This window comes from Mumia flava (genome assembly GCF_002797495.1).
In the GTDB taxonomy this organism is placed as follows: Bacteria; Actinomycetota; Actinomycetes; order Propionibacteriales; family Nocardioidaceae; genus Mumia; species Mumia flava.
The window spans coordinates 2,059,577-2,084,193 of record NZ_PGEZ01000001.1 but is presented as its reverse complement, the minus strand read 5'-3'; the positions used below and the strand labels follow the sequence as shown (position 1 = coordinate 2,084,193).

The window sequence follows — 24,617 nt, the reverse complement described above, 5'->3', positions numbered from 1 at the left end:
CGAGTCGAGGCTGTTTCTGGGACGTGAGTTCACGCCGGAACTCGACGAATCGAGGCCGTGGCGCGCAGGCTGCGGTCGGCTGCGGCGAGGACGAGCAGCACCGCCCCCGAGCCGATCAGGAACGTCGCGAGGTCGTGCAGACCTGCCGTGTCGGCGCGAGGACCGACCAACGCGCTGATCGCGCCGGCTGCGGCGATCGCGCCGAGGTACATCGCGGTCCGCAGCAGGCCGGCGGACGCGGCAAGCCGGGACCCGTCGGCCTGGTGGTAGACGGCGTTCTGGTTGCCGAGCGGCAGCAGGCCCTGCGGGATGCCGAACGCGACCAGGATCAGCACCAGCGCCCAGAACGGCGTGGTGTCGTCGACCAGCAGCAGCATCGCGGCTCCGGCGAGCTGGAACGCGGCGCCGACGACGATCTTGGCCTTGATCTCGGGTCGCCGTCCGGTCGCCGCCGCGACCAGCAGCCCGGATGCGGTCGGCGCCAGGAGCAGCAGACCCGCCTCCGTCGGGCTGACACCACGCCCCTCCTGCAACCACTGGCTGACTCCGTACAGCACGGTGTAGACCGCGAGCCCGCCCAGCATCTGGCGGACGTACGTCGCGAGCAGCGGCAGGTTGCCGCCGACGAGCCGCACGTCGAGGAACGGATCCCGGGCACGCAGCTCGCGGACCACGAAGGCGGCACCCAGCACGGCGAACGCACCGAGCATCCACAGGTCCGGGACCGACGGCTCCATGCCGAACAGCAGCAGCATCGTGAGCGTGCCCCCGAACAGGAGCATCCCGGTGAGGTCGAGGCCCGGCGGGCTCCCCGGCTCGTCGCCGTTGTCCGGGGCGTCTCGCGGCAGGGCGATCCACCCCAGCACGATCCCGGCGACGGCGAGCGGGACGTTGATCGCGAACGTCGCGCGCCAGCCACCGATCCCGATCAGCAGTCCTCCCAGCGCAGGGCCGATCACCGCGACCGTCTGGCTCGCGACGGCGAGCACCGTGAGGATCGTACGCGGGCTGTCGCGGCCCGTCCGGCGCGCTTCCGACCGGATCAGGTACATCGCTGCGGGGTATCCCGCACAGGTCCCGAGGCCGATCAGCACGCGCGCGCCGATCAGGACGGCCAGGTTCGGGGCGACGGTCCCGAGCACCCCGCCGACCCCGACGAGCGCGGCGCCGAGCAGGAAGAGCCGCCGCGGTCCGAAGAGGTCGATGAGCCGCCCCACCACGGGCTGGCCGATCGCCGTCGTGAGGTAGAGCGCGGAGACGAGCCACGCGGTCTGCGACGCCGGCACGTCGAGCGCTCGTCCGATCGGCACGAGCGCGACCGCGAGGATCGTGGTGTTGATCGGGTTCAGGACCGCGCCGAGGATCAGGGGCGCCATCAGACGCCGGTCGAACGCCGGCCCCGGGCGTACGGTCTCGTGCTCCGCGCGCACGTCGTGCCCGGTCACGACTGCGCCACACGCTCCAGCAGGCGCACGGCCTCGATCACCGTGGCCAGCTCCTCGGCACTCAGGCCGTCGTCGAGGGTCGCGACCAGCCACTCGTCACGGGCGCGGTGCCGGTCGTCGAGCCAGGCCCGTCCGTGCTGCGAGAGCGACAGCAGCTGCCGGCGTCCGTCCGCGGGATCGGGCGTGCGCTGCACGAGTCCGCGCTCCAGGAGCACCCCCACCGTGGCCGCCATGGACTGCGGGCGGACCCGCTCCGCCTGCGCGAGTCCCGCCGAGGTGATCGGACCGTCCTGGTCGATGCGGTTCAGGACGGCCGTCTGCGACGGTGACAGGCCGGACAGGTCGCGGACCTCGCGGAGGCGCCGGCGCAGGCGGCTCAGGACGGCGACGATGTCTCTCGCGGCGACCACGGCAGGCTCGGTCGCGCTCCGGGGCACGGTCGTCGCACTCTCGGTCGGCATGGGACGAGCCTATTTTCATCAGGATGAACTGACAAGTCTCACCTGATGATTTTGGGTGCGACGATGGTGCCACCGCGCGTTCTCCGACGGAGGGACGACGATGCGCCTGCTCAGTCCGTTCTCGGGCCTGTCCCGCGTCGTCAATCCCCGGATCCGGTCGCTCGCCCGCGTACGCCCGCCCCTGGCGCTCCTGCACCACGAAGGTCGCCGGACCGGCCGTCCGTACGAGACCCCGGTGCAGGCGTACCGCACCGCGACCGGGTTCGTCGTCGGGCTCGCGTACGGGCACGACGCCGACTGGGCACGCAACATCCTCGCCACGGGCCGCGGCCAGATCACGTACGGGCGCCGCCGCTACAGCCTCAGCCACCCCCGGCGCCGCGGCCCGGAGGCCCGTGGCGACCTGCCGGCGCCGGCGTCGGCGATGATGCGGGTGCTGGGCATCGACGACTTCGTCGAGTTCGACGCCACGCTGATGGGTGACACATGAGCTGTCCCCCTCAGCCCGCCGCGCGCCTCACCAGGTCCTCGATCGCCGCCAGGTTGGCGTCGGTGGCCTCCGTCAGAGCGAACGCCGTCGGCCACATGGTCCCGTCGTCCAGCTGGGCGACGTCGTTGAAGCCGAAGGTCGCGTACCGCGCGTCGAACTTCTCGGCGGACTGGAAGAAGCAGACGACCTTCCCGTTCCTGGCGTAGGCCGGCATCCCGTACCAGGTCTTCGGCAGCAGCTCCGGTGCCACCGACAGGACGATGGCGTGGATGCGCTCGGCGAGGACCCGGTCGGCATCGGACATCTCGGCGAGCTTCTCGAGCACCGCCTCGAGGTCGTCGGACTTCTTCTTCCCACCGCGTCCGCTGGCCCGCAGCTCCGCCGCGCGCTCCTTCATCGCGGCACGCTCGGCCTCGGTGAAGCCGCCGTCGTCCGTGCGATCGGCGCTGTTCGCTGCGGTCATGGTTCCTCCTCGTGGCTTCGCCGGCGCTGTCGTCGGCGTCGTGCTCATCACGCTAGTGACGAGCAGACCGGGGCGGCTTCTCGATTCCTGACCGGTTCGCGACGCCCGTCCGCGGAGCGCGGCCACCGGCGGATCATGCCGGCTTGCCGACCGCCATCTTCACCGCGAAGAAGCCGAGCAACGAGCCCGACACGTACCGCTGCACCGCCAGGATCCGCCGATGCTGCGCCAGGTATCCCGCGGTCGCCGCCGCGGTCAGGACGAGCAGTCCGTTGACCGCCACCGCCACGGCGATCTGCGCCGATCCGAGCTGGAGGAACTGCCACCACGTCGCCCCGAGCGCAGGGTCGACGAACTGCGGGATCAGCGCCGCGTACAGCAGGGCGATCTTGGGGTTCAGCAGGTTCGTGACCAGACCCATGCCGAACAGCCGTCGGGCCGAGTGCGACGACAGCGGACGCATCTCGAACGGCGACCCGCCGCCGGGCCGTACGACCTGCCAGGCGAGCCACGCCAGGTACGCGGCGCCCGCGAGCTTGACCGCGTGGTAGGCCTCGGGGACCGCGGCGAACAGCGCCGTGAGCCCGGTGGCGGCAGCAGCGAGGTAGACGACGAAGCCGAGCGCGACCCCGGCGAGCGAGATCATCCCGGCCCGCCGTCCCTGGGAGATCGACCGCGAGGTCAGGTAGATCATGTTCGGACCCGGCGTCAGCACCAGCCCGAGCTCGATCACGGCGACCGCGACGAGCGACTGCATCGACACCAGCTCCACCCGGCCAGCGTAGGCGCCGGCGCGCGGGCGGTCGACGCGATTTCGGCCGCCGGCGGATCGGTCGCGGCCGTGCTCGGCTACTCCAGGTAGTTCTCGACCACGCCCGGCGGCCGGACCTGTGCCTGGTCGGGATCCTCCCCGAACTCGCGCGCGGCGTCACGCTGCCGCAGCAGGTCCCAGCACTGGTCGAGCTGCGTCTCGGCGGCGGCGAGCTCCGCGTGCTCGGTGCTCGCATCGATCTCGCCGGCGGCGAGCCGCGCCCGGAGCTCCCGCTCGCGCGCGATCAGGTCGCTGATCGTCTGCCTGATGCTGTCGTCCGTCGTCATCGCGTCCCTCGTCCCCGGGTCGACTCAGACGACCGAGATGCCGTCCCCGATCAGTTTCACACCGATGACCAGCAGCAGCACGGCCATGACGATCGCGTTGTGCTCGATCAGCCACGCCTTCAGCTCGTCGAGGAGCACCGCCGCACGGTCGCCCGTCGCCAGATAGATGGCGATCGGGGCGGCGACCCCGATGCAGGCGACGACCGCGAAGACGATCGAGGCGACGACGACCGCGGAGGTGTCGTCGGGCGCAGCGGCCGCGATCGTCGCGCCGCCCGAGACCGTGAGGAGCAGGTTCTTCGGGTTGACACCGCCGAGCAGCACGGCCAGGCCGGTCGCCTTCACGGGCGTGAAAGTCTCGACGGCGGCCATCCACTTCGGCGTCGGCGCCTCGATGCCCGGTCGGGGTCGACCACGCCACTGCCGCAGGGCGACGACCAGCAGGGCGAGTCCGAGGACGATCTTCAGCCAGCCGGTCCAGCCGGCGGGATCCTCCTCGTCGGGGGCGGCCGAGCCGGCCGCGAGCGCCACCACCATCGCCACGGCGGTGATCGCGACGAACCAGCCCAGCAGGAATGCGAACGCGTTGACCTTGGCCCTCGCGCTGCTGAGCATCAGGACCACCGCGACGATCGGCAGCGGGCTGATCATCACGCCCAGGGCGACGGGCAACGACTGGCCGATGGCAGCACCCACGGCTCCTCCTGTCCTCGGTCGAGCACGCTATCGCAGGCGCACCTCAGACGGCATCGCCAGGCACGAGCGGGGTGGAGCGGAGCCGCTCGATGAAGGCGCGGGTCTCGTCGACGTCGCGCGGACGATAGAGCCGGATCCCGTGGAAGAACTCCTGCCCCTCGCGGGTCTCGATCACGTTCGGCTTGCCGGCGCACCGCTCGTCGCCGAACCAGATCGTGATCGTGCCGTCGGGGTTGCGCTCGAGCTCGGTGTCGGAGAAGCCGGGACGGTCGACGTCGAGCCAGCCGGCGTCGTCGTACTTGATCACGGAGAAGTACCCGTTGTGCTCGTAGTCGAGCGGCGGCACGTCGAAGGTCCAGGAGTCGCACCCCGTGCTCACCGCACGACCCTGGAAGTACTGCGCGTGCTGCGGCGGGAGCCCACCCCAGCCGAGCTCGGCGGCGAGGGCGTGCTGCAGCGGTGTCGTCGACTCGGGCGTTCCGAAGCCCAGGCTGAAGTCGGCTTCGGCGGCGCGCGCCTCGATCTGGCGGCGCATCGCGACCAGGCTGTCGTGGTCGTAGACCGGGGGCGTGTACGGGTGGGCCGTGGCCGCGTCGATGCGCCGCCGGTCCTGCAGCTCGTGGGCCCGCTCGACCCCGCTCGTCGTCGCGGTCCGCCCGAGGATGTAGACGTGCGTGCCGCCGGAGAGGTCGTCGTCGGTCAGCGTGAGCGTCTCACCCGGGTAGACGACACCGACGACGTAGTGGTTCTCGTCGATGATCTGGTCGACCGCGTACTCCTCGGACGGCGCCAACGAGACCGTCGCGCGCTCGGTCACGTCGACCACGGCGTACGAGTAGATCAGGTCGACGTTCGATCGGATGATCACCTGGTTCTCGACGTCGACCGGCACGCGGTTGTGGAAGTACTCGTTCACCGGGGCCTTCGCGAGCTGCTCGGTGAAGTAGTGCGCAGTCTCCGCGTGCGCGAAGTTGTCCAGCGTGACCGCTTCCCCGGTCCCCATGATCGCTCCTCCACGTCGGTGTCGGGTCGTGCCACAGCCTAGTGAGTCCGTGGGGCGGTGCACCGCCGGTGCCGGCGTAGGCCACACTGCCGGGATGGACGGATTCTGGTCGGGCCTGCGTGATCGGTTCTGGGTGCTGCCGATGCTGTGCGCGGCGGTGGCTGTCGTGGTCGCGGTCCTGCTGAGCGAGCTGGACGAGACGCTCGGCACCGCCGACGCGCTGCCGTTCCTCTTCAGCGGCGGTCCGGAGGGAGCGCGGGTGCTCCTCTCGGCGATCATCACGTCGATGATCTCGTTCACGGGACTGGTCTTCTCGATCACGATCGTCGTCCTGCAGCTGACGAGCAGTCAGTTCTCGCCCCGTGTGCTGCGGACGTTCCTCCAGGACCGCCTCAACCAGCTCACGCTCGGCGTCTTCATCGCGACCTTCGTGTACGCCCTGGTGGTGCTGCGCGACGTCAGCGGGACGAACGAGCAGAACCCGTTCGTCCCGCAGGTCGCCCTCACGGTGGCCTTCGGCCTGGTGCTCGCGAGCGTCGTGGTCTTCCTGATCTACATCCACCACATCACCCAGAGCATCCGGGTCGCGACGATCATCAGGACGGTCGGCAACGAGACCCGCCGCGTGCTCGAACGCCGCTACCCCTCCGACGTGGTGCCCGCCCCCCGCGTGGCCCTGCCCGAGGGGCCCGGGCGGGTCGTCGCCTCCGGGACGCTCGGCGTCGTCCAGCGGATCGACGACGACGACCTCGCGCACCTGGCGGCACAGCAGGGCGTGACGATCTGCCTGCTCCGTGCGGTCGGCGAGTTCGTCCCGGCGAGAGCTCCCCTGGCGGAGATCCACGGCGGCGACCGGCTCGACGACGAGACCGTTCGCTCGGCGATCGGCGTCGGGTCCGAGCGCAACTTCGACCAGGACGTCGGCTTCGGGTTCCGTCAGCTCACCGACATCGCGGAGCGGGCCATCTCCCCTGGCATCAACGACCCGACGACGGCGGTCCAGGCCGTCGACCAGATGCACGACCTGCTGCGTCGTCTCGCGACCCGCCCGCTGCCGCCGCGCCAGGTCGTACGCGAAGGTCGGTTGCTGGTCGACGTGCCGCAGCCCGGCCTGGGCGACTACCTCGCCCTCGCGGTCGACGAGATCGCACGGTGGGGTGCCGACGACGAGCGCGTGCTCCGACGTCTGCGCGTGATGCTGGCCGATCTCGAGCACGCGGCGCTGCCGGTGCACCGGTCCGCCGTGCTCGAGGTGCTCGGACGGCTCGACACCGTGGGCGACCAACGGACCGTCGCCGGCAGGGTCGACGCGCTCGCACCCTCGGACGTCGGGGTGCGCTGACCCGGTCGCGCCTCAGCCCCGGTCGCGGTAGGAGCTCGGCGGGACGCCCACGAGCGCGGTGAAGTCGCGGGCGAAGTGGGCCTGGTCGTACCATCCGTACGCCGCGGCGAGATCGGCCAGCGACCCGTCGTACCCGTCGTCGAGCGCGGTGACGACGTCGTGCATGCGGTAGCGGCCCAGCACCCACTTCGGCGTCGTGCCGACGTAGCGGGAGAACAGTCGCTGGATCTGACGGGTCGAGAGTCCGTGGCGCTCCTCGAGCTGCGAGACCCGCACGATCGACCGGTCACCGAGCATGTCGTCGATCAGGCGCAGCACCACGTCGTACGAGCGGTCGCGGACGTCGTCGCCCATCCCGAGCAGCGCCCGGTCGGCCTTCGCGGCCGCGGCGCCCGGCTCGTCGGTGTCGGTGAGCAGGCGCATCCCGGCGACGACGGCATCCGGCAGGATCCCCGCCGCGGGGACGACGCGGTCGGTCAGGCCGGCGACGTCGATCCCGGCCAGCGCAGCCAGCCCGCCCGGACGGAACTTCACACCGAGCACCCACCCGCTCCGGGCCAAGGTGACGTCGAAGCGCCGTGTGACGACCCCCGTGACCACGACCCGGTCGTCCGGCAGCCCCGCGCGCGGGTGGCCGAGCTCGACGCTGAGGGTGCAGGCCGGGTGCGGCAGCGTCTGGCTGACGAACTGCGTCCCGGCCGGGAGGTCCCAGCGCAGGTGCCAGGTGTTCTCGACCCACGGCTCGAGGGCAGGGTCGCAGGCGACACGGGTGAGCGACGCGTACCGGGCGAACTGCTCGGGGCGCAGGATCCCGGCCGACGTGGAGGTCGCGTTTCTCCTATCCACCACCCCTCGATCGTAGGGAGGATCGCTGACATGACCGCGCCGCTCGCATGGAAGATGCTGACCCTCGACTGCCCGGACCCGCCCGCGCTCGCCGCCTTCTACGCGCAGCTGCTCGGCGGGGACGTCGCGCACGCGCAGGAGGAGTACGCGATGGTGACCGGCGTCGGCACGACGCTCGGCTTCGGCCAGGTTCCGGACCACCAGCCACCGGGCTGGCCGAACGAGCGCGGCACGAAGCAGTACCACCTCGACCTCGCGTGCGTCGACATCGACGAGGCGGCGGCACGGGTCGTCGAGCTCGGCGGGACCATCCCGGACGAGCAGCCCGGCGAGACCTGGCGGGTCGCCCTCGACCCTGCGGGGCACCCGTTCTGCCTGACCGACGCCTCCCGCTGGTGACGCACCCTGAACACACGGTTGTCAATCGGTGTGACGCAGGTTACGTTGCTGCTCATCGCGTGACGCCCCGTCCCTGGGCGGATCCCACGCACAGGAGTGGTGACGATGGCAGACGACGCACCGGACCGCATCGCGAACTCGACGGTCCCCGCAGCTTCCACCGAGGTGTGGAAGGACAAGAAGCGCTACCTGTGGCTGATCGGCCTGGTGGTCCCGAGCCTGGCCTTCGTCGCCGCAGCCGCCTACATCGTCACGGGCTGGGGCCTGTGGCTCTGGATCGGGCCGATCATCATCCTCGGGGTCGTCCCGACGATCGATCTCATGGCCGGCCTGGACCGCTCGAACCCGCCCGACGACGCGATCGAGGCGCTGGAGAAGGACAAGTACTACCGCTGGATCACCTACGCCTTCCTCCCGATCCAGTACCTCGGGTTCCTCGGCGCGTTCTGGGTCGTCGGCGGCGGCAACCCGGCGGCGTGGATGGTCGACCAGGCCGGTCTGCAGGAGTGGGCCTCCGGTCTGCCGTTCGGTGAGCGGATGACCGGCGACCTCGACCTCTCGGTCCTCGACAAGGTCGGCCTCGCGATCTCGATCGGCGCCATCGGCGGGATCGGGATCAACACCGCGCACGAGCTGGGCCACAAGCGCGAGGCGAACGAGCGGTGGCTCTCCAAGATCGCCCTGGCGCAGAGCTTCTACGGCCACTTCTACATCGAGCACAACCGCGGTCACCACGTCCGCGTCGCCACCCCCGAGGACCCGGCCTCGGCCCGACTGGGCGAGAACTTCTACCAGTTCTGGCCCCGCACGGTCATCGGCTCGCTGAGGAGTGCCTGGGGCCTCGAGAAGCGCCGCATCGCGCGCCGCGGCAAGCACCCGTTCCGGATCAGCAACAACGTCCTCAACGCGTGGCTGATGTCCGTCGTGCTGTTCGGCACGGTCATCGCGCTCTTCGGCTGGGGCGTCACCCCGTACCTCATCATCCAGGCGGTCATGGGGCTCACGCTGCTCGAGGTCGTCAACTACATGGAGCACTACGGCATGCTCCGCCAGAAGGTCGGCGCCGGTTCGCGTCGGCGCTACGAACGGGTCGACCCGTCGCACAGCTGGAACTCCAACAACATCGCCACCAACGTGCTGCTCTACCACCTCCAGCGGCACAGCGACCACCACGCCAACCCGACGCGCCGCTACCAGACGCTGCGCGACTTCGAGGAGTCTCCGGTCCTGCCGACCGGGTACGCCGGGATGATCGTGCTCGCCCTGGTCCCGCCGGTCTGGCGACGCGTGATGGACCCCCGCGTCGCCGCGCACTTCGGCGGCGACCTCACCCGCGCCAACATCAGCCCCCGCAAGCGCGCGAGGATCCTGGCGCAGGTCGGCGCGACCGACGCCGAGGTCGCGCGCTCGGCCCGCACCCAGCGCGGCGGCGCGGACGGGTCCGGCGTGTCCGCGGTGCCCGAGGTCCTCGCCGCCCGGTGCCCGGGCTGCGGCTACACCTACGAGGTCGCCGCGGGCAACGAGCACGAGGGCTTCGCCGCCGGTACGGCGTGGGACGACGTCCCGAACACCTGGTGCTGCCCGGACTGCGGTGTGCGCGAGAAGGTGGACTTCGTCCCCGTCGACCCCGCCGAGGACCCGGTCGACACCCGCCGCGCGTGAGCGCGACGTGTCATGCGGCGGAGCGGAAGGCCGGCAGGTAGCCGGACGACTGGCCGACCGCCTTCGGGTGGTACGACTTCCAGATCGGCAGCGTCACGCTGTGCAGCCATGCGTCCCCGGAGCAGATCTCGTGCCCGGTGAACTCGTCGGTGACGCTGGAGAAGGTGAAGCCGTGGTCGGCGGCGCGCTTGGCGATCTGCGCGTTGAGAGCGTCGGCGCCCCGGTTGATCGCGGCCCGCTCGGTCTCGGTCAGGCCGACGATGCAGCTGCCCCTGAGCTTGTAGAACCGTGGATAGCCCATGACGACGACGTGGGCGTCGGGAGCACGGCTGCGGATCGCGGCGTACAGCGAGTCGAGCCGCCCCGGCAGCACGCCGTCGACCTGCGCGATCGCGTTGTCGACCGCGCTGACGCAGCGACTCTGGCTCCGCAGGACGCAGGTCTGCATGACCGACGTGAAACCGACGTCGTTGCCCCCGGCCGAGATGCTGACGAGGCTGGTGGAGGTGGCGAGCGACGCGAGCTGGCCGGTCCTCACCGACGTCGTGGTCGCCCCCGAGCACGCCGCGAAGGTGAAGGAGGCGGGCGCGTTCGACGACTTCCACAGGTACGGGTAGGCCTTCGTGCTCCTGCGGCAGTCGCCGCTGCTCGCGATGTAGCTGCCCGCGCCGACTCCGGCGGAGTAGGAGTCGCCGAGCGCGACGTAGCGCTCGGCGCTCGCTGCGTTCGCCGGCGGCACCAGCACGAGGCTGACGATCAGGGCGGCGAACCCGGCGGCGGCGACGCGGAAGGAGGATCTGTCCATGGCACCGTTCCCTCGCTCCGGGGACTGCTGGCCCGTCACATCCCATCAGTGTGATCTGGATCACGCTCGGCAAATGTTCTGAATGTCCGCTTTTCGTCGTGGCCGGCGGCCTGCCTGGCGCCGCTGGTTCGACGCGCGGTGCAGCAGACCAACCGCGCTCCCTTCGACTGCCTACGATGTGGGGTCATGAGACATCGTGGTGCGCGCACGCGCGTCCTCGTGGCGATCGGCCTCGCTCTCGCCCTCGCCTCCTGCACCCAGGACTCGGGCGACGACGACAAGCCCGCGTCCGACGAGCCCGTCGCGTGGGAGTTCGTCGGTCGCCCCGACCTGACTCCCCCGCTGATCGACGTCACGACGACCGACGCCGGAGGCGAGGACCCGATGCCCGCCGACGCCCTCGTCCTCCTCGGGGTGAAGGACCAGCGGGAGAAGGGCGCGCCGATGAACGGCCCGGTGATCGTCGACGCTGCGGGCAACCCCGTGTGGGTCGCCCCGCAGGGGGACACCCGCTGGACGTACGACCTGCGCGTGCAGCAGTACCGCGGCGAGCCGGTGCTCACCTGGTGGCGCGGCGACACCTTCGAGTACGGGTACGGCGAGGGCGAGTTCGTCGTGATGGATCAGTCCTACCGCGAGATCGCGACCGTGACGACGCCCGAGACGCACGCCGACTTCCACGACGCGACCCTCACCGACCGCGGGACCGCGCTGCTGATCAGCTATCCCGAGCTGCCGCGCGACCTGAGCGACATGGGCGGTCCGGTCGACGGCTACCTCCGGAACTCGGTCGTCCACGAGGTCGACGTCGCCACCGGCGAGGTCGTGTTCGAGTGGGACATGCTGGACGACATCCCGATCTCGGACTCCGAGTCGCCGCTCGACCCCGAGGAGGAGGAGTCCGGGACCGTGGAGGCCCCGTACGACCCCTTCCACATCAACTCGGTCACCGAGGACGGCGACGCGTACCTCGTGTCCGCGCGCAACACCCACGCCGTCTACCGCGTCGACCGGCGCACCGGCGAGCTCGACTGGATCCTCGGCGGCAAGAGCAGCGACTTCGAGATGGGTGACGGCGCGTACTTCGCCTGGCAGCACGACGCCGAGCGGCAGGACGACGGCACGATCACGCTGTTCGACAACCAGGCGGCGCCGCCGATCGGTGACGAGTCCCGGGGGTTGACGCTCGACGTCGACCAGCAGGCGGGCACGGCGACGGTCGTGCGCGAGTTCCTGCCGCCCGACGGCCGCCTCTCGGACAGCCAGGGCAACATGGAGGTTCGCGACGACGGGACGGTGTTCATCGGCTGGGGATCGAACCCGTTCTACTCCCTCTACGACAGCGAGGGCGAGCTGCTGATGGATGCGAAGCTCGCGGGCGGGATCAGCTACCGCGCCTACCTCGACCGCTGGGTCGGGCGTCCGTCGGAGCCGCCGCGGTTCGTGCTGTCGGACGGGAGCGCGTACGTCAGCTGGAACGGCGCGACCGAGGTGGCCTCGTGGCGCTTCCTCGCGGGGTACGACGAGCAGAGCGCCGAGGAGGTCGCGACCGTCGACGCCGACGCGTTCGAGGTCTCGGCCGAGATGCCCGACGCGCTGTACGTCGGGGCTCAGGCGCTCGACGCCGACGGAAAGGTGCTGGGGACCGCCGAGCCCGGCTCGTGGCCGTGACCGAGGCCGAGCTCTCGCTGACGACCGACGAGCTGCGCGCGGTGACCCGCTACGCCACCGAGGACGCGGAGGCGGTGCTCCGGGTGTTCGAGAACGACCGCCCCGACGACCCTCGACCGCGGGAGGCCGTGGACGCGCACCGTGCGGCGAAGGAGACGACCGTCGCCTCCGCGACTCACGCTTCGCACGGGGCCGGTGATGCAGCGGCGGCTGCGTACCTCCACCCGCTCGCTCGGGCGACCCAGGTCGCGCACATCCTGCGCGCCTCGGCCCACGCGGCGTTGCGTACGCGGTGACAGCGATCAACCGATCGCGTCGGCGATCGCCTTGCCGAGCTGCTCGGTCGTCCCCGCACCGCCGAGGTCCGGCGTCACCAGGTCCGGTCGGTCGCCGAGCACGCTCTCGATCGCGTCGACGACGGCAGCGGCAGCCTCGGGCTGACCGAGGTGGTCCAGCATCATCGCGCCGCTCCAGATCTGCCCGACCGGGTTCGCGATCCCGCGGCCGGCGATGTCCGGGGCGGAGCCGTGGACCGGCTCGAAGAGGCTCGGCCAGGTCCGGTCGGGATTGATGTTCGCGCTCGGGGCGATCCCGATGGTCCCGGTGCAGGCGGGTCCGAGGTCGGAGAGGATGTCGCCGAACAGGTTGCTCGCGACGACCACGTCGTAGGTGTCGGGCTGGAGCACGAACTTCGCCGTGAGGATGTCGATGTGCTCCTGGTCCGTGGTGACGCCGGGGTACTGCTCCGCCATCGCCGCGACCCGCTCGTCCCAGTACGGCATCGTGATCGCGATGCCGTTGCTCTTCGTCGCCGAGGTGAGGCGCCGCCGCGGTCGTGCCGAGGCCAGCTCGAAGGCGAAGCGCAGCACGCGGTCGACGCCGGTCCGCGTCATCACGGTCTCCTGCATGACGGTCTCGCGATCGGTGCCCTCGAAGATCCGGCCGCCGATGCTGGAGTACTCGCCCTCGGTGTTCTCGCGGACGACGAGGAAGTCGATGTCACCGGGCTCGCGGTCGCGCAGCGGGCCCTGGACCCCGCGCAGGAGTCGTACGGGCCGCAGGTTGACGTACTGGTCGAAGCCGCGCCGGAACTGGAGCAGGCTGCCCCACAGCGACACGTGGTCGGGGACGACGTCGGGCCAGCCGACCGCGCCGAAGTAGATCGCGTCGAACCCCCCGAGCTGGTCCTTCCAGTCCGGCGGCAGCATCTGTCCGTGCTCGCGCCAGTAGTCGGCGCTGGCGAAGTCGAAGTGCTCCAGGTCGAGAGCGAACCCGTACGCCTCGGCGGCGGCGCCCAGACTCCGCAGCCCTTCGGGCACGACCTCCTTGCCGATCCCGTCGCCCGGCACGACCGCGATCCGGTACCGCTCCGACACGTCTGCTCCTCGGACTCGTCGCTCGCTGGCGCCACCCGCGCCGGCGAGCCCACCCTGCGCCTGGGCGCGGAGGGAGCGCAAGGGAGCTCGCGGCAAGGTAATCTTTCGCTGGTGGAAAGCCTGGTCGGACCTCGCGCAGCATCCGGACGGACATGACGACGTCCCCGGACGACCTCGCCTTCTTCCGCGTCGTCGCCGCGAACGAGACGCTGACCGCGGCTGCGCGTGAGCTCGGGAGCTCGCTGCCCGTCGTCAGCAAGCGGCTCAGCGCGCTGGAGCGCCGCCTCGACGTACGCCTCGTCCAGCGCGGCGCGCGACGCCTCGTCCTCACGTCGGAAGGTGAGCTGTACGCCGCTCGCGCCGCCGAGATCCTGCAACGGATCCGTGCGCTGGAGGACGACCTCACCGACCGGCCCGGGGACCTGCGGGGATCGATCGTCGTCGACACGACCCTCGGTCTCGGCCGCGCGCACGTCGCGCCCCTGGTCGCTTCGTTCGCCGCGTCCCACCCTCGGCTCAGGATCCAGCTGCGGACGTCGGCACTGCCGCTGCGGCCGCACAGCCGCGAGTTCGACGTCGCGGTCCACGTCGGGACTCCGGCTGACTCCTCCCTGCGGATGCGTCGGCTGGCCAGGAACCGGCGGGTCCCCTGCGCGGCGCCGAGCTACCTCGAGCGGCGTGGGACCCCGGAGCGCGTCGACGACCTGGCCGACCACGACTGCATCGTGCTGCGTGAGCGGGAGGGCGACTTCGCACTGTGGCGCTTCGGCACGGCAGCGAACCCCCACCAGGTCCGGGTCCGCGGCTCCCTGTCGAGCAACGACGGCGACGTCGTGACTGCCTGGGCGCTCGACGGCCGCGGCGTCGTGATGCGGTCCGAGTGGCACGTCCGCCCGTACCTCGAGAGCGGGGCGCTGGTCCGCGTCCTCCCCGGCACAGCGACCCCGGCCGCCGACATCTACGCCCTCACGACCGACGGGTCCCACCGGACGCGCCGCGTCGAGGAGCTCGTCAAGCACCTCGCCGCCCACCTGCCCGACCGGCTCGCCGCGGATCGCTAGACGCCGGTCCGGGGAGCGTCGGCCGCAGCGGGGCGGACGTCGGGCGTGGTTCGATGTCGAGAACCCGTGCCCGGCTCCGCTCCCCAGGCGGAGGGTCGGACCGCCCGGCCCACGACGCCAGGAGATCACCATGACGAAGTACCTGCTCCTCAAGCACTACCGTGGAGGCCCGGTCCCGCACCGCCCCGTACCCCCGATGGACCAGTGGGAGCCCGAGGACCTCGAGGCGCACATCGCCTTCCAGCGGCACGTCTGCGAGCTGCTCGAGGAGAACGGCGAGTTCGTGGACGCGCAGGCGCTCACGCCCACGCGGACCTGGGTCCGCTACGGCGGGCCGGACGCCGCGCCGGTCACGACCGACGGGCCGCTGCCCGAGACCAGCGACCTGATCGCGGGATGGTTCATGATCGACGTCGACTCGTACGAGCGTGCGCTCGAGGTGGCCGCGTACGCGTCCTCCGAGCCGGGTCCGGGCGGGACACCGCTGTACGAGTGGATCGACGTCCACGAGGTGATGACCGAGATGCCGCCGCAGGACTGAGCGACGTGCCTGAGCAACTCGCCCTCGGGATGGACGAGGGTGCCCTGCGCGCCCTCGTCCCGCGGGTGCTGGCCGGTCTCGTGCGCCGCGGCGAGAACTTCGACGACGCTGAGGACGCGCTCTCCGAAGCGCTGCTCGAGGCGCTGCGGGTCTGGCCCGAGCATCCGCCCCGTGACCCGCGGGCCTGGTTGACGACGGTCGCGACCCGACGACTCATCGACGCCCGCCGGAGCGAGTCGGCCCGGGTGCGGCGCGAGGACACGGCGTACGCCGCACCGCCGCCGGGCGCGACCGAGCAGGCGGACGACACGTTGTTCGTGCTCTTCTGCTGCTGCCATCCCGACCTCGCGCCGGCCTCGCAGGTCGCCCTGACGCTGCGGGCGGTCGGCGGACTCACGACACGCGAGATCGCCGACGCCTTCTACGTCCCGGAGGCGACCATGGCGCAGCGGATCAGCCGCGCGAAGCGGACGCTGCGCGGACGCCGCCTCGACCGGCCCGGCGATCTCGCCGTCGTGCTGCGCGTGCTGTCGCTGGTCTACGCGGCCGGTCACGCCGACCGCGTCGACCTGACGACCGAGGCGATCCGCCTCGCGCGCCAGCTGACCCTCGAGACCGCCGAGCCCGAGGCCCGCGGCCTCCTCGCCCTCATGCTCCTGAACCGCGCACGCCTCCCGGCCCGGGTCGACGGCGAGGGGAGGATCGTCACGCTCGACCAGCAGGACCGCAGCCTCTGGGACACCCGGGAGATCGCGGAGGGCGTACGGATCCTCCAGTCCGCTCTCGCCGAGCAGACCGACGAGCGTCCACCGGGGCGCTACCAGGTCCAGGCGGCGATCGCGGCGCTGCACGACGACGCCGCGACCGCCGACGAGACCGACTGGCAGCAGATCCTGTCCTGGTACGACGACCTGGTCGCCCTGAGCACGGACCCGGTCCGCCAGGACCCCGCTGCCGTCCTTGGCCGCGCGGTCGCGGTCGGTCACGTGCTCGGCGCCGCTGCCGGTCTGCGCGAGGTCGACCGGCTGTCCGACGTGATCGGGACGCGCCACCGCTGGCACGCCGCCCGCGGCTACCTGCACGAGCTCGACGGCGACCTCCCTGCGGCCGCGGCCGCGTACGCCGAGGCCGCACGGCTCGCCACGAACGTCGCCGAGCGCGACCACCTCGTACGGCAGGCTGCGCGCACGCGTCACGCGCGCGAGTGAAGGCTCAGCGTGCGACCGAGACCGTGAACTCGTTGCCGTCCGGGTCCGCGAGCTCGACCGCGCCACCACCGTCAGGGCTCGGTCCGAGCCGGGTGGCGCCGAGCCCGACGAGCCGGTCGGTCTCCGCCTCCGGGTCGCGGTCGACGACGAGGTCGAGACGCTGGCGGTTGCGTCCGACCCTCGGCTCGACCGGCGGCCCGCCCCAGGCGACCTTCGTCCCGCCGAGCGGCGACTGGACCGCCGTCTCCTCGTCGGAGTCCCAGACCAGGGGCCAGCCGAGCGCCTCGCTCCAGAAGACGCCGACGTCCCTCGTCCCGTCGCACGCGAGCTCGCCGAGGAACCCGGTGCCGGCGAGGAAGGCGTTGCCCGCCTCGATCACGCAGAGCTCGTTGCCCTCGGGATCGGCCAGGACGACGTGCCCCTCCTCGGGGAGCTGCCCGACGTCGATGTGCCGACCGCCGAGCTCGAGCACCCGGTCGACCGTCGCCTGCTGGTCGGCCGGCGTCGCGCTGGTCAGGTGGAGGTGCATCCGGTTGGCGACCGCCTTGCCGGCGTCGCTCCGCGCGAATCGCAGGCCGAGCTGGCCGGGCTCGCCGAGCAGGAGCGGTCCGCGCGGGTCGTCGCGGGTCTCGCGGCCGAGAAGGTCGGCCCAGAATCGTGCGAGGCGCGTCGGATCGTGCGCATCGAAGGTCACCGCCAGCAGGTGCGAAGCCACCCTCGCACCGTAGGTCCGCGGGTGTGCCCCGGCAACGGGTTTCCGGGCGAGGTCGACCGCGGCCGCGGCGGCGATCCGGTGTGTGACCGCTTCGCCCTGCTAGCGTCGCCTGGCTGTCGTCACCCGAGGAGGTCCCTTCGTGCCATCGCTGGAGACGGTCGAGCCGGACGAGTCCGCACCGCCGCGTCCCCGTCCGGGCCGGTCCCTGCTGCGCGACCTCCTCGTCGCGGTCGCCGCGGGGTGCGCGTGGTGGCTGGTCGGGTTCCTGCCGTGGCTCGTGCACGGAGCCGTCGACGTGTTCGTCGGCGACCGGACGGGCGCGTTCCTCGCTGTGCCGCTGACGACCGGCGCGCTGACGCTGCTCGCCTCGGGTGCCCTGCTCGGGGGCGTGGTCGCGGGGCTGGCCGCGCTGATCAACCGCGCCCACCCGGTCGAGGCGGCGGCCAGCGGGTTCGTCGGGACGGCGGTCGCGGCCGCGCTCGCCCTCACCCAGGCGTCCGGCACGGTCCGCGACCTCGCCGGCGGCGGTTTCGACAGCGACGACCGGGTGCTGCGTGGCCTGTGCCTGGCCGTCGCCCTGATCACGCTCGCGGGGTGGGTGATCGGAACGCTCGCGCTGCTGAGCCGGCGCATCGGAGGTGGTCTCGCGCTGGCCGTCCTCGCGGGCGTCGTCCCGACCTGGTTCGTCGGGTTGCTCGTGTCGTCGACGTCGGCGACGGAGCACCTCGCGACCATCACGACCGTCGGCCGGTGGGCGGGGGCCGGCGTGCTCGCGTGCGCGCTCGTGCTCGTCGGGATCCGCCCGCTCGTCCGGTTGGTGTGGTGGCCGGTCGCCGTCGCCGTCGCGTGGCTCGTCGGGCCCGCGATCACCGCCGCTGGCTACCTCCAGGTGTACCTCCGCCCGGGCGGCGGCCTGCCGGATGCGCTCCCGGAGGCGCTGGACGCGACGTGGGACGTCTTCGTCGCCGCCCTCGCCCCCTCGGTCCGACCGGTGACCCCGTGGATCGTCGCGGTCGCCGCAGCCGCGCTGGTCGCCGTCGTGGTTACGGCGCGGAGACCGACCGACCCCGCGGGATCGTGAAGGGGGCCGCCAGGGTCGAGACGAGCGCGAGCGCCGCGAGCACCCCGAACGCCTCGGGGTAGCCGCCGAGCGCCTCGGCCAGGACGGTTCCGAGCCACGGCGACAGGGCGACCGCGAACATCAGCGGCGCCGACAGCAGGCCGTTGAGGGCTCCGTACTGCCGGACTCCCCACCGGTCGGTCACGGCGGTCGCCTGGATCAGCGTGGCGACACCGCGCGCCGTACCGGCGAGGAACGAGACCGACGCCAGCAGGGCGTACGGCCCGGGCACGACCGCGAGCAGCAGGGTGGTGAGCGTGACGGCGGCGAGGACCAGGGTCGTGCGGCTGCGGACACCGGTCGCGAGCTCGAGCCGCCGGTACCCGAGCCTGCCGCAGACCTGGCCGACGCCGCCGATCCCGAGCACCAGCGCCGCGGACTCGGTGCTGAGACCGCGCTCGATCAGCATCGGCACCAGGTTCACCAGACCGGCGTAGATCGCGGCCGCGGACAGGCAGATCGCCACCGTCAGCATGACGAAGGCACCGGACCGCCACACCGGAGGACCGCCGCGGTCGGCATGACCGTGCTCGGACGCGGCATGGCGCGGCCAGGGCTGGCGCAGTCCCCACCAGTGCAGCGGGACCGTGACGACGAGGACGACCGCGAGCACCTGGTAGGCGCCGCGCCACCCCAGGCCGCCGAGGAGGAACGCCGTCAACGGGGCGAAGACCGTGCTCGCGAGCCCTGCGACCAGCGTGAGCACCGTCAGCGCCTGCACCCGGCGCGTCCCCGCCCAGTGCGTGAGCGCCGCGAACGCCGGGGCGTACAGCGTCGCGGCGCACGCGATCCCGGCCAGGAACCAGGCCGCCACGAACCATGCGAGCGTCGGCGCCCAGGCCAGCGCGAACGCGGCGACGACCCCGAGCACCGAGCCTGCCGACATCACGGCCCGCGGCCCGTGCCGGTCGATCCACCGGCCGACCGCCACGCCGACCAGGCCGGCGACGACCTGACTCATCGAGAAGGCAGCCACCACCGTGCCCTGCGGCCAGCCGGTCTCGGCGACCAGGTCGGAGAGCAGGACCGGGAAGGCGTAGTAGAGGACACCCCAGCTGGTGATCTCGGTCAGACACAGCACGGCGGTCACGCGGCGCAGACCCGCGCGGGTCAGCGGCTCGTCGGTCACCGCGTCGCTCCCCCCGTCCGCCCTCGTCGTCGCAGGGACCCGAGCCTAACGTCGCCGGCGTGACCCGCCCGTGCTGGCATGCTGGCCGCATGTCAGCTCTGCGCACACTCGGACGGGTCGCCGGATGGTCGTGCATCACGATCGGCACCGTCCAGCTCGTCGGCGGCGTCCGGGCCGAGCCCGGCATGTCCGGCGACGCGACGGTCGACTCGCACCTGCGGTTCATGGGCCCGATCTTCGCGAGCTACGGCCTGGGCTGGCTGGCCGCCGCCGAGCAGCCGCAGCCGGACCTCGACCGCATGCGCGTGCTCGCCGGCCTCATGGCCCTCGGCGGGCTCGGGCGGCTCGCGACCCGCGCGACGCTCGGCCGGCCCCACCGCTTCCACGACCTGCTGCTCGCCATCGAGCTCGCCGCCCCGGTGCTGGTCGAGGCGACGGCGCGGACCGATGACTTCGGCGCGCAGAAGCGGTCACGTCCCTAGCGTCGTCGACCACCGGGCGGCGCGGAGACGAAGGAGCTTCGATGTCCAGCACCCGGATCCACAACTTCTCGATCTCGCTCGACGGCTTCGCCACCGGTGAGCCTCAGTCGCTCGAGGCACCGTTCGGCCACGCCGGCGAGCGGCTGCACGCCTGGATGTTCGCGACCCCGTTCTGCGGCGGTGACGGCCCGGCGGGGATCGACGACGCGTTCGCGCGGCGCCACGACGAGGGCTTCGGCGCAGAGATCATGGGCGCCAACAAGTTCGGTCCACCCGGGTGGCAGGACGACCCGGACTGGACGGGCTGGTGGGGTGAGGACCCGCCGTTCCACACCCCGACCTTCGTGCTCACGCACCGGCCGCGACCGCCGGTCGAGATGAAGGGGGGCACCACGTTCCACTTCCTCACCGCCGACCCGGTGGAGGCTCTGGAGGCGGCGCGGGACGCAGCGTCCGGTGGCGACGTACGGATCGGCGGCGGCGCCACCGTCGTGCGCGACTTCCTCCACGCCGGGCTGGTGGACGAGATGCACCTCGTCCTCGTGCCGATCGTGCTCGGCCGGGGAGTCCGGCTCTGGGACGGGATCGAGGCACTCGAGGACACCTACGAGATCGAGACCGTGTCGTCGCCGAGCGGGGTCACGCACCTGTCGTTCACGCGCAAGGCCGTCACGTGACGGCTGCCGACGGGCGCACCTTCGTGCTGATCCACGGCGGCGGGGACTCCGGCTGGTCCTTCCACCTGGTCGAGGCCGAGCTGCGATCACGCGGGCACGACGTGGTGGCTCCCGACCTCCCGGCCGGCGACGACACCGCGACCCTGACGGACTACGCCGACACCGTCGTCAGCGCGGTCGGGCCGGTCGAGCGCGCGGTCGTCCTCGGTCACTCCTTCGGTGCGTTCACCGCACCCCTCGTCGCCGACCGGCTGGAGGCCGACGTCCTGGTCCTGCTGGCCGGGATGGTTCCACGGCCGGGCGAGACTCCGGACGACTGGTGGGCGAACACGCGCTATGCGGACGCGGTCGCACAGCAGGCCCGGCTCGACGGCGGCCTCACCGGCAACGACGACCCCTACGTGAGCTTCTACCACGACGTGCCCCGGGCGCTCGCCGAGCAGGCGATCAGGATCGAGCGTCCGCACCCGTCGAGCACCGCGACGGCGATGCCGTGGCCGTTGGAGGCGTGGCCGGACGTGCCGACGCGCTTCCTGCTCAGCACCGACGACCGGTTCTTCCCGGCTGCCTTCTTCCGCCGCGTGGTCCCCGAACGACTCGGCATCGTCCCCGACGAGATCGCCGGGAGCCACTGCGTCCCGCTCAGCCGACCGGTGGAGCTCGCCGACCGGCTGGAGGCGTACGCGAGCGAGGGCTGACCCGCATGGCGGTGATCGAGGACGTGCGTCCGCTGGGCAGCCAGCTCGAGCGGTCGTACGAGGTCTACGTTCGGGGCCGGCTGAAGTTCCGGGTCAAGCAGATCGTGTACGTGGCGTTCTCGCTCGACGAGACCGTGATGGAGTTCGCGTTCCCGAAGGAGGAGCGGGCGGACCTCGTCGCGAGCAACCCCGGGACGTTCGCGATGCCCGCGCCGTCGGACCTGCGCTTCCACTGGGTCCGCGCCGACCTCGCTGCCTTGGACCCGACCGAGGCCCGTGAGCTCGTCGTCGACGCGTGGCGGATGGTGGTGCCGCAGAAGCTGTCACGCGCCTACGACCTCGCGCATCCTCACGGCCCCCGCTGAGCTCGGGCCGGCAAGGTCGGCTCGTTCCTCGGCCGACTCAGGTCTTCCGCCGCAGGATCAGAGCAGCGTTCACCAGCACGACCACCGCTGCGGCGGCGATCGCCGTGACGACGAGCGGGGTCGACGTCCCGCTCACCGCCACCACGATCCCGACCAGGGCCCAGGCGAGCGTCGCGGCGTACACCCAGGACCCTCCGATCACGACGCTGATGGCGACGGCGACGAGGGCGGCGACCACGAGGGCGCCGATCTGCCACCCCACGTCGTCACCGTCGAGCGCTCCGCCGTCGACCAGCGCGGTGCACACGTTGAGGATCGACGCGGCGGTCACCCAGCCGGCGTAGAGGGCCGTGGTGACCCGAACCAGCACGACCAGCCAGGTCGGGCCGCCGTCGGCCGCCGGACCGGACGCCACCCGGGCTGCGTCGACCGCGAACACGACCATCGTCACGAGCACGACCGCGGTCGCCCACGACGGGCCCGCAGCGGCGACGACGATCCAGAGCGCAGCGCCGAGGTACACCACCAGCAGGTCCCGCATCAGCCGGTCGGGCTGGGCCGTGCCGGTGCTGCGTTCGATCAGCACCGCGACGGCGTGCACGAGGGTCAGCAGGTAGACGAGGCTCCAGATCGAGAACGTGTAGCCGGCCGGGGTGATCAGCAGGTCGTCGCCCTGGCTGCTCGGCGGATCGCCCAGCCCGCCGATCGCCTGCACCGCCGGCGTCGCGATCTGGAGCACGACAGCGACGAGCACCACCCAGGCCAGGGTGCGCGACGGACGGGTCGGGCTCTTCACGCTCTCCGAGGTCGTCATCGCCTCACGCTATCCAGCGCTGGGCGACTTCACCGATGGACGCGGACCGTACGGAGTGCCGGCCGTGGCCGGCGCGTCGCGGTCAGAAGAACTGGTCGATCAGGACGGCGTTCCCGTCGGGATCCCTCAGCGTGATCGACGCAGGGCCGCTGTCGCCCTCACCCGTGCGCTCGGCGACCTCGAGGCCACCGTCGGTCACGTGCCGCTCGATCTCGCGGACGTCGGTGTACGACTCGAGCCGCTCCATCCGGTTCGTGAGGCCGGGGTTGAACGTGATGATGTTGCCCTCGAACATCCCGTGGAACAGCCCGATCGTCGTCTCGCCGTTCTTGAGGATGAGCCATCCTTGCTCGGCGTCACCGCCTGTCACGACGAACCCCAGCTTCTCGTAGAAGGCCCGGGACGCTCCCAGGTCCGCGACGCTCAGGGAGATGGAGGAGGCACCCAGCTCGAGCGAGCCCGGCAGGGTGTCGTCTGCAGCAGGAACGGTCGGCAGTCCCTCGAGTTCTGACATCGCCCCATCGTCGAGCGACCGTCCGGCCGTGTCAACGAGGACCCGATCCACGACGGGCGGTCGTCACGCGCCGGGAGGCGCTCCCAGCAGGTCCCAGCGGTTGCCGGCCACGTCGAGCTCGAAGGCGAGGACGTCGACGAGCAACCGGATCGCCTCGTCGTCGTGGACCATGACGGCAGCCGTCGACCTCGCGCTCCGCCACCTCGCCGGCCAGCCGATGACCCGTGCCGAGGCACTCGCGATGCGAGGGGCCCGCGCGCTCGACGAGACTCCCGGCGACGTCGCCCCGAGGAGTGCCGAGTGATCCTCGCCGACACCTCGGCGTGGATCGAGTACGACCGCGCGACGGGCAGCTCGGTCGACGAGCGGATCACCGAGCTCATCACCGACGACGGAGGCCTCGCCGTCACCGAGCCTGTCGTGACGGAGGTGGCCGCCGGCGCCCGCACCGACGCACGAGAACGCGACCTTCGCCGTCTCCTTCTGCGGTTCGACCTTCTCGCCTTCGACGCGGTCGGCGACTTCGACGCCGCCACGCGGATCTACCGCCGGTGCCGCACCAGCGGGATCACTCCTCGGGGGATGGTCGACTGCATGATCGCGGCGGTCGCGTGGCGCCGTGGCGCGACCCCGCTCTCCTGGGACGCCGACCTGGCCCGGGTGGCAGGAGTCGTCGGGGTCGAGCTCGATCGCGCCTCCCTGCGCGTGTGATCGCGCCGGGACTCACGCCACCCTGATCGCAGCAGCGGTTGCCGCGTCGGCCGGGAAGAACGTCTCGATCGCGATCTCGTCCAGCGTGACGTCACGAGCCGCGCCGAAGACCGTGATCGCGTAGTGGAAGGACAGCACCTGGTGCTCGCCCGCCAGCTGCATCGGTACGACAAGATCGTGCCCGCTGGCGCCGCCCGCGTCGCCGGTGGCGTGGACCGGATACGACTCGAGTTCCGCGAGAAGCTCGGGCAGACCGTCGGCGGCCGTCCGTTCCCACTGACGTCGGACCCGCCGGAGGGTGTGGGCGCGCCACTCCCCGAGGTTCTGGATCCGCGGCGCCAGCCCGGCCGGGTGCAGCGTCGCCCGCAGCACGTTGACCGGCGGCTCGAGAAGCTCCTCGGCGATGCCGTCGAGGAAGACCTGCATCGCGGCGTTCGCGGCCAACAGCTCCCACCGCACGTTGACCGCCAGCGCGGGATTCGGCTCGTGGCCCGCCAGCACCACCTCGACCGCCGACCGCGCGACGCCGAGATCGGCGAGCGGACGCTCCGGGTACGCCGGCGCCAACCCGGCGGCGAGGTGGAAGGCGTTGCGCTCGCGCAGGGGGACGTCGAGCTCGTCGCACAGCCGCTCGATCACCGCCCGGCTCGGGTTCGCGCGCCCGGACTCGATGAAGCTCAGGTGCCGAGCCGACAGGTCCGCCCCGATCGAGACGTCGAGCTGCGAGCGATGGCGTCGCTTGCGCCAGCGGCGCACCATCTCCCCGACGGGCGCGCCCGTGACGTTCGGAACCACCCCGGTCGTGTCAGCCACACGGCCAGCGTG

The 24,617-nt window shown here is 71.9% G+C and carries 31 protein-coding genes; 16 read left to right on the top strand and 15 right to left on the bottom strand.

Features of this window, described 5'->3' with window-relative positions; all coding sequences use genetic code 11:
- Positions 1–29: 29 nt before the first annotated feature.
- Both CLV56_RS09900 and CLV56_RS09895 read right to left on the bottom strand, forming a co-directional pair.
- Positions 30–1,445, bottom strand: coding sequence for an MFS transporter (locus tag CLV56_RS09900; RefSeq protein ID WP_211288031.1), 1,416 nt, complete (start codon positions 1,443–1,445; stop codon positions 30–32).
- Positions 1,442–1,906 carry a MarR family winged helix-turn-helix transcriptional regulator gene (locus tag CLV56_RS09895; protein ID WP_100414759.1) on the bottom strand — a complete coding sequence of 155 codons (465 nt, stop codon included), beginning with the start codon at positions 1,904–1,906 and terminating at the stop codon, positions 1,442–1,444. The genes CLV56_RS09900 and CLV56_RS09895 overlap by 4 nt, the downstream gene beginning before the upstream one ends.
- Before the next feature lie 100 nt (positions 1,907–2,006).
- Here CLV56_RS09895 and CLV56_RS09890 point away from each other — a divergent pair, with 100 nt between their 5' ends.
- On the top strand, positions 2,007–2,396 hold the full coding sequence (locus CLV56_RS09890) for a nitroreductase family deazaflavin-dependent oxidoreductase (RefSeq protein WP_039363460.1): 390 nt from the start codon (positions 2,007–2,009) through the stop codon (positions 2,394–2,396).
- Between the two features lie 10 nt (positions 2,397–2,406).
- On the opposite strand, the gene CLV56_RS09885 is transcribed toward CLV56_RS09890, so the two are convergent.
- From CLV56_RS09885 to CLV56_RS09865, 5 genes are all read right to left on the bottom strand, one after another.
- Positions 2,407–2,859, bottom strand: a complete 453-nt coding sequence (locus tag CLV56_RS09885; RefSeq protein ID WP_039363458.1) for an iron chaperone — start codon at positions 2,857–2,859, stop codon at positions 2,407–2,409.
- Positions 2,860–2,992: 133 nt separating this feature from the next.
- On the bottom strand, positions 2,993–3,631 hold the full coding sequence (locus CLV56_RS09880; RefSeq protein ID WP_245857743.1) for a LysE family translocator: 639 nt from the start codon (positions 3,629–3,631) through the stop codon (positions 2,993–2,995).
- A 77-nt stretch (positions 3,632–3,708) separates the two neighbouring features.
- On the bottom strand, positions 3,709–3,957 hold the full coding sequence (locus CLV56_RS09875) for a DUF2630 family protein (RefSeq protein WP_039363456.1): 249 nt from the start codon (positions 3,955–3,957) through the stop codon (positions 3,709–3,711).
- A 24-nt stretch (positions 3,958–3,981) separates the two neighbouring features.
- The gene (locus CLV56_RS09870) at positions 3,982–4,653 is read right to left on the bottom strand and encodes a GAP family protein (RefSeq protein WP_039363455.1); all 672 of its coding nucleotides are present in this window, start codon (positions 4,651–4,653) and stop codon (positions 3,982–3,984) included.
- Positions 4,654–4,696: 43 nt separating this feature from the next.
- Positions 4,697–5,656 (bottom strand): DUF1214 domain-containing protein, encoded by a 960-nt coding sequence (locus CLV56_RS09865; RefSeq protein ID WP_100414757.1) that lies wholly within the window; start codon positions 5,654–5,656, stop codon positions 4,697–4,699.
- 94 nt (positions 5,657–5,750) lie between these two features.
- Between CLV56_RS09865 and CLV56_RS09860 the strand changes: the two genes are divergently transcribed.
- The gene (locus CLV56_RS09860; protein ID WP_100414756.1) at positions 5,751–6,998 is read left to right on the top strand and encodes a DUF2254 domain-containing protein; all 1,248 of its coding nucleotides are present in this window, start codon (positions 5,751–5,753) and stop codon (positions 6,996–6,998) included.
- Between the two features lie 12 nt (positions 6,999–7,010).
- Here CLV56_RS09860 and CLV56_RS09855 read toward each other — a convergent pair whose 3' ends face one another.
- Positions 7,011–7,847, bottom strand: a complete 837-nt coding sequence (locus CLV56_RS09855; protein WP_211288030.1) for an AraC family transcriptional regulator — start codon at positions 7,845–7,847, stop codon at positions 7,011–7,013.
- 27 nt (positions 7,848–7,874) lie between these two features.
- Between CLV56_RS09855 and CLV56_RS09850 the strand changes: the two genes are divergently transcribed.
- Positions 7,875–8,243 (top strand): VOC family protein, encoded by a 369-nt coding sequence (locus tag CLV56_RS09850; RefSeq protein WP_039363454.1) that lies wholly within the window; start codon positions 7,875–7,877, stop codon positions 8,241–8,243.
- Between the two features lie 105 nt (positions 8,244–8,348).
- Positions 8,349–9,905, top strand: a complete 1,557-nt coding sequence (locus CLV56_RS21370; protein WP_100415118.1) for a fatty acid desaturase — start codon at positions 8,349–8,351, stop codon at positions 9,903–9,905.
- A gap of 10 nt (positions 9,906–9,915) precedes the next feature.
- On the opposite strand, the gene CLV56_RS09840 is transcribed toward CLV56_RS21370, so the two are convergent.
- A complete protein-coding gene (locus CLV56_RS09840; protein WP_039363453.1) occupies positions 9,916–10,710 on the bottom strand; it encodes an SGNH/GDSL hydrolase family protein in 795 nt (264 codons plus the stop codon).
- Positions 10,711–10,896: 186 nt separating this feature from the next.
- On the opposite strand from CLV56_RS09840, the gene CLV56_RS09835 reads away from it, so the two are divergent.
- Together CLV56_RS09835 and CLV56_RS09830 are read left to right on the top strand one after the other, a co-directional pair.
- Positions 10,897–12,381: an arylsulfotransferase family protein gene (locus tag CLV56_RS09835; RefSeq protein ID WP_039363451.1), complete on the top strand. Its 1,485-nt coding sequence runs from the start codon at positions 10,897–10,899 to the stop codon at positions 12,379–12,381.
- A complete protein-coding gene (locus tag CLV56_RS09830) occupies positions 12,378–12,677 on the top strand; it encodes a hypothetical protein (protein ID WP_157805127.1) in 300 nt (99 codons plus the stop codon). The genes CLV56_RS09835 and CLV56_RS09830 overlap by 4 nt, the downstream gene beginning before the upstream one ends.
- 6 nt (positions 12,678–12,683) lie before the next feature.
- Here the strand turns inward: CLV56_RS09830 and CLV56_RS09825 are convergent, their stop codons facing one another.
- Positions 12,684–13,757 carry a tartrate dehydrogenase gene (locus CLV56_RS09825; protein ID WP_039363449.1) on the bottom strand — a complete coding sequence of 358 codons (1,074 nt, stop codon included), beginning with the start codon at positions 13,755–13,757 and terminating at the stop codon, positions 12,684–12,686.
- A 152-nt stretch (positions 13,758–13,909) separates the two neighbouring features.
- On the opposite strand from CLV56_RS09825, the gene CLV56_RS09820 reads away from it, so the two are divergent.
- The 3 genes from CLV56_RS09820 to CLV56_RS09810 all read left to right on the top strand — a co-directional run bounded on the left by CLV56_RS09820 (position 13,910) and on the right by CLV56_RS09810 (position 16,567).
- A complete protein-coding gene (locus CLV56_RS09820; protein ID WP_039363448.1) occupies positions 13,910–14,818 on the top strand; it encodes a LysR family transcriptional regulator in 909 nt (302 codons plus the stop codon).
- A gap of 130 nt (positions 14,819–14,948) precedes the next feature.
- Positions 14,949–15,359: a YciI family protein gene (locus CLV56_RS09815; RefSeq protein ID WP_039363447.1), complete on the top strand. Its 411-nt coding sequence runs from the start codon at positions 14,949–14,951 to the stop codon at positions 15,357–15,359.
- A 5-nt stretch (positions 15,360–15,364) separates the two neighbouring features.
- Positions 15,365–16,567: an RNA polymerase sigma factor gene (locus tag CLV56_RS09810; RefSeq protein ID WP_342745008.1), complete on the top strand. Its 1,203-nt coding sequence runs from the start codon at positions 15,365–15,367 to the stop codon at positions 16,565–16,567.
- A 4-nt stretch (positions 16,568–16,571) separates the two neighbouring features.
- On the opposite strand, the gene CLV56_RS09805 is transcribed toward CLV56_RS09810, so the two are convergent.
- Complete coding sequence (locus CLV56_RS09805) at positions 16,572–17,282, bottom strand: VOC family protein (RefSeq protein WP_039363444.1); 711 nt, start codon at positions 17,280–17,282, stop codon at positions 16,572–16,574.
- Positions 17,283–17,421: 139 nt separating this feature from the next.
- On the opposite strand from CLV56_RS09805, the gene CLV56_RS09800 reads away from it, so the two are divergent.
- Positions 17,422–18,363: a hypothetical protein gene (locus CLV56_RS09800; protein WP_039363443.1), complete on the top strand. Its 942-nt coding sequence runs from the start codon at positions 17,422–17,424 to the stop codon at positions 18,361–18,363.
- Here the strand turns inward: CLV56_RS09800 and CLV56_RS09795 are convergent.
- Positions 18,326–19,531 carry an MFS transporter gene (locus tag CLV56_RS09795; RefSeq protein ID WP_245857738.1) on the bottom strand — a complete coding sequence of 402 codons (1,206 nt, stop codon included), beginning with the start codon at positions 19,529–19,531 and terminating at the stop codon, positions 18,326–18,328. The two genes, CLV56_RS09800 and CLV56_RS09795, sit on opposite strands and share 38 nt — an antisense overlap.
- Before the next feature lie 89 nt (positions 19,532–19,620).
- Here CLV56_RS09795 and CLV56_RS09790 point away from each other — a divergent pair, with 89 nt between their 5' ends.
- The 4 genes from CLV56_RS09790 to CLV56_RS09775 are packed head-to-tail and all read left to right on the top strand — an operon-like array spanning position 19,621 to position 21,753.
- Positions 19,621–20,013, top strand: a complete 393-nt coding sequence (locus tag CLV56_RS09790) for a DUF4345 domain-containing protein (protein ID WP_100414754.1) — start codon at positions 19,621–19,623, stop codon at positions 20,011–20,013.
- Between the two features lie 41 nt (positions 20,014–20,054).
- Positions 20,055–20,690, top strand: a complete 636-nt coding sequence (locus CLV56_RS09785) for a dihydrofolate reductase family protein (protein ID WP_039363442.1) — start codon at positions 20,055–20,057, stop codon at positions 20,688–20,690.
- Positions 20,687–21,388, top strand: coding sequence for an alpha/beta fold hydrolase (locus CLV56_RS09780; protein WP_039363440.1), 702 nt, complete (start codon positions 20,687–20,689; stop codon positions 21,386–21,388). Before CLV56_RS09785 ends, CLV56_RS09780 begins: the two co-directional genes overlap by 4 nt.
- 5 nt (positions 21,389–21,393) lie before the next feature.
- On the top strand, positions 21,394–21,753 hold the full coding sequence (locus CLV56_RS09775) for an MmcQ/YjbR family DNA-binding protein (RefSeq protein WP_039363438.1): 360 nt from the start codon (positions 21,394–21,396) through the stop codon (positions 21,751–21,753).
- A gap of 37 nt (positions 21,754–21,790) precedes the next feature.
- On the opposite strand, the gene CLV56_RS09770 is transcribed toward CLV56_RS09775, so the two are convergent.
- Both CLV56_RS09770 and CLV56_RS09765 read right to left on the bottom strand, forming a co-directional pair.
- Positions 21,791–22,567 (bottom strand): hypothetical protein, encoded by a 777-nt coding sequence (locus CLV56_RS09770; RefSeq protein ID WP_039363436.1) that lies wholly within the window; start codon positions 22,565–22,567, stop codon positions 21,791–21,793.
- 82 nt (positions 22,568–22,649) lie between these two features.
- The gene (locus CLV56_RS09765; protein WP_100415116.1) at positions 22,650–23,081 is read right to left on the bottom strand and encodes a VOC family protein; all 432 of its coding nucleotides are present in this window, start codon (positions 23,079–23,081) and stop codon (positions 22,650–22,652) included.
- A gap of 169 nt (positions 23,082–23,250) precedes the next feature.
- Here CLV56_RS09765 and CLV56_RS21365 point away from each other — a divergent pair, with 169 nt between their 5' ends.
- Positions 23,251–23,385: a hypothetical protein gene (locus CLV56_RS21365; protein WP_281254213.1), complete on the top strand. Its 135-nt coding sequence runs from the start codon at positions 23,251–23,253 to the stop codon at positions 23,383–23,385.
- Positions 23,382–23,792, top strand: a complete 411-nt coding sequence (gene vapC / locus CLV56_RS09755) for a type II toxin-antitoxin system VapC family toxin (RefSeq protein ID WP_039363433.1) — start codon at positions 23,382–23,384, stop codon at positions 23,790–23,792. Before CLV56_RS21365 ends, vapC begins: the two co-directional genes overlap by 4 nt.
- 12 nt (positions 23,793–23,804) lie before the next feature.
- Here vapC and CLV56_RS09750 read toward each other — a convergent pair whose 3' ends face one another.
- Positions 23,805–24,605 carry a helix-turn-helix domain-containing protein gene (locus CLV56_RS09750; protein WP_245857733.1) on the bottom strand — a complete coding sequence of 267 codons (801 nt, stop codon included), beginning with the start codon at positions 24,603–24,605 and terminating at the stop codon, positions 23,805–23,807.
- Positions 24,606–24,617 lie beyond the last annotated feature (12 nt).

Excerpts from the sequence above, each read along its gene's own strand:
- CLV56_RS09895 (WP_100414759.1), bottom strand. The coding sequence starts at position 1,906 with ATGCCGACCGAGAGTGCGACGACCGTGCCCCGGAGCGCGACCGAGCCT.
- CLV56_RS09890 (WP_039363460.1), top strand. The coding sequence starts at position 2,007 with ATGCGCCTGCTCAGTCCGTTCTCGGGCCTGTCCCGCGTCGTCAATCCC.
- CLV56_RS09885 (WP_039363458.1), bottom strand. The coding sequence starts at position 2,859 with ATGACCGCAGCGAACAGCGCCGATCGCACGGACGACGGCGGCTTCACC.
- CLV56_RS09875 (WP_039363456.1), bottom strand. The coding sequence starts at position 3,957 with ATGACGACGGACGACAGCATCAGGCAGACGATCAGCGACCTGATCGCG.
- CLV56_RS09865 (WP_100414757.1), bottom strand. The coding sequence starts at position 5,656 with ATGGGGACCGGGGAAGCGGTCACGCTGGACAACTTCGCGCACGCGGAG.
- CLV56_RS09860 (WP_100414756.1), top strand. The coding sequence starts at position 5,751 with ATGGACGGATTCTGGTCGGGCCTGCGTGATCGGTTCTGGGTGCTGCCG.
- CLV56_RS09850 (WP_039363454.1), top strand. The coding sequence starts at position 7,875 with ATGACCGCGCCGCTCGCATGGAAGATGCTGACCCTCGACTGCCCGGAC.
- CLV56_RS21370 (WP_100415118.1), top strand. The coding sequence starts at position 8,349 with ATGGCAGACGACGCACCGGACCGCATCGCGAACTCGACGGTCCCCGCA.
- CLV56_RS09840 (WP_039363453.1), bottom strand. The coding sequence starts at position 10,710 with ATGGACAGATCCTCCTTCCGCGTCGCCGCCGCCGGGTTCGCCGCCCTG.
- CLV56_RS09835 (WP_039363451.1), top strand. The coding sequence starts at position 10,897 with ATGAGACATCGTGGTGCGCGCACGCGCGTCCTCGTGGCGATCGGCCTC.
- CLV56_RS09820 (WP_039363448.1), top strand. The coding sequence starts at position 13,910 with ATGACGACGTCCCCGGACGACCTCGCCTTCTTCCGCGTCGTCGCCGCG.
- CLV56_RS09815 (WP_039363447.1), top strand. The coding sequence starts at position 14,949 with ATGACGAAGTACCTGCTCCTCAAGCACTACCGTGGAGGCCCGGTCCCG.
- CLV56_RS09790 (WP_100414754.1), top strand. The coding sequence starts at position 19,621 with ATGTCAGCTCTGCGCACACTCGGACGGGTCGCCGGATGGTCGTGCATC.
- CLV56_RS09785 (WP_039363442.1), top strand. The coding sequence starts at position 20,055 with ATGTCCAGCACCCGGATCCACAACTTCTCGATCTCGCTCGACGGCTTC.
- CLV56_RS09775 (WP_039363438.1), top strand. The coding sequence starts at position 21,394 with ATGGCGGTGATCGAGGACGTGCGTCCGCTGGGCAGCCAGCTCGAGCGG.
- CLV56_RS09770 (WP_039363436.1), bottom strand. The coding sequence starts at position 22,567 with ATGACGACCTCGGAGAGCGTGAAGAGCCCGACCCGTCCGTCGCGCACC.
- CLV56_RS09765 (WP_100415116.1), bottom strand. The coding sequence starts at position 23,081 with ATGTCAGAACTCGAGGGACTGCCGACCGTTCCTGCTGCAGACGACACC.
- CLV56_RS21365 (WP_281254213.1), top strand. The coding sequence starts at position 23,251 with ATGACGGCAGCCGTCGACCTCGCGCTCCGCCACCTCGCCGGCCAGCCG.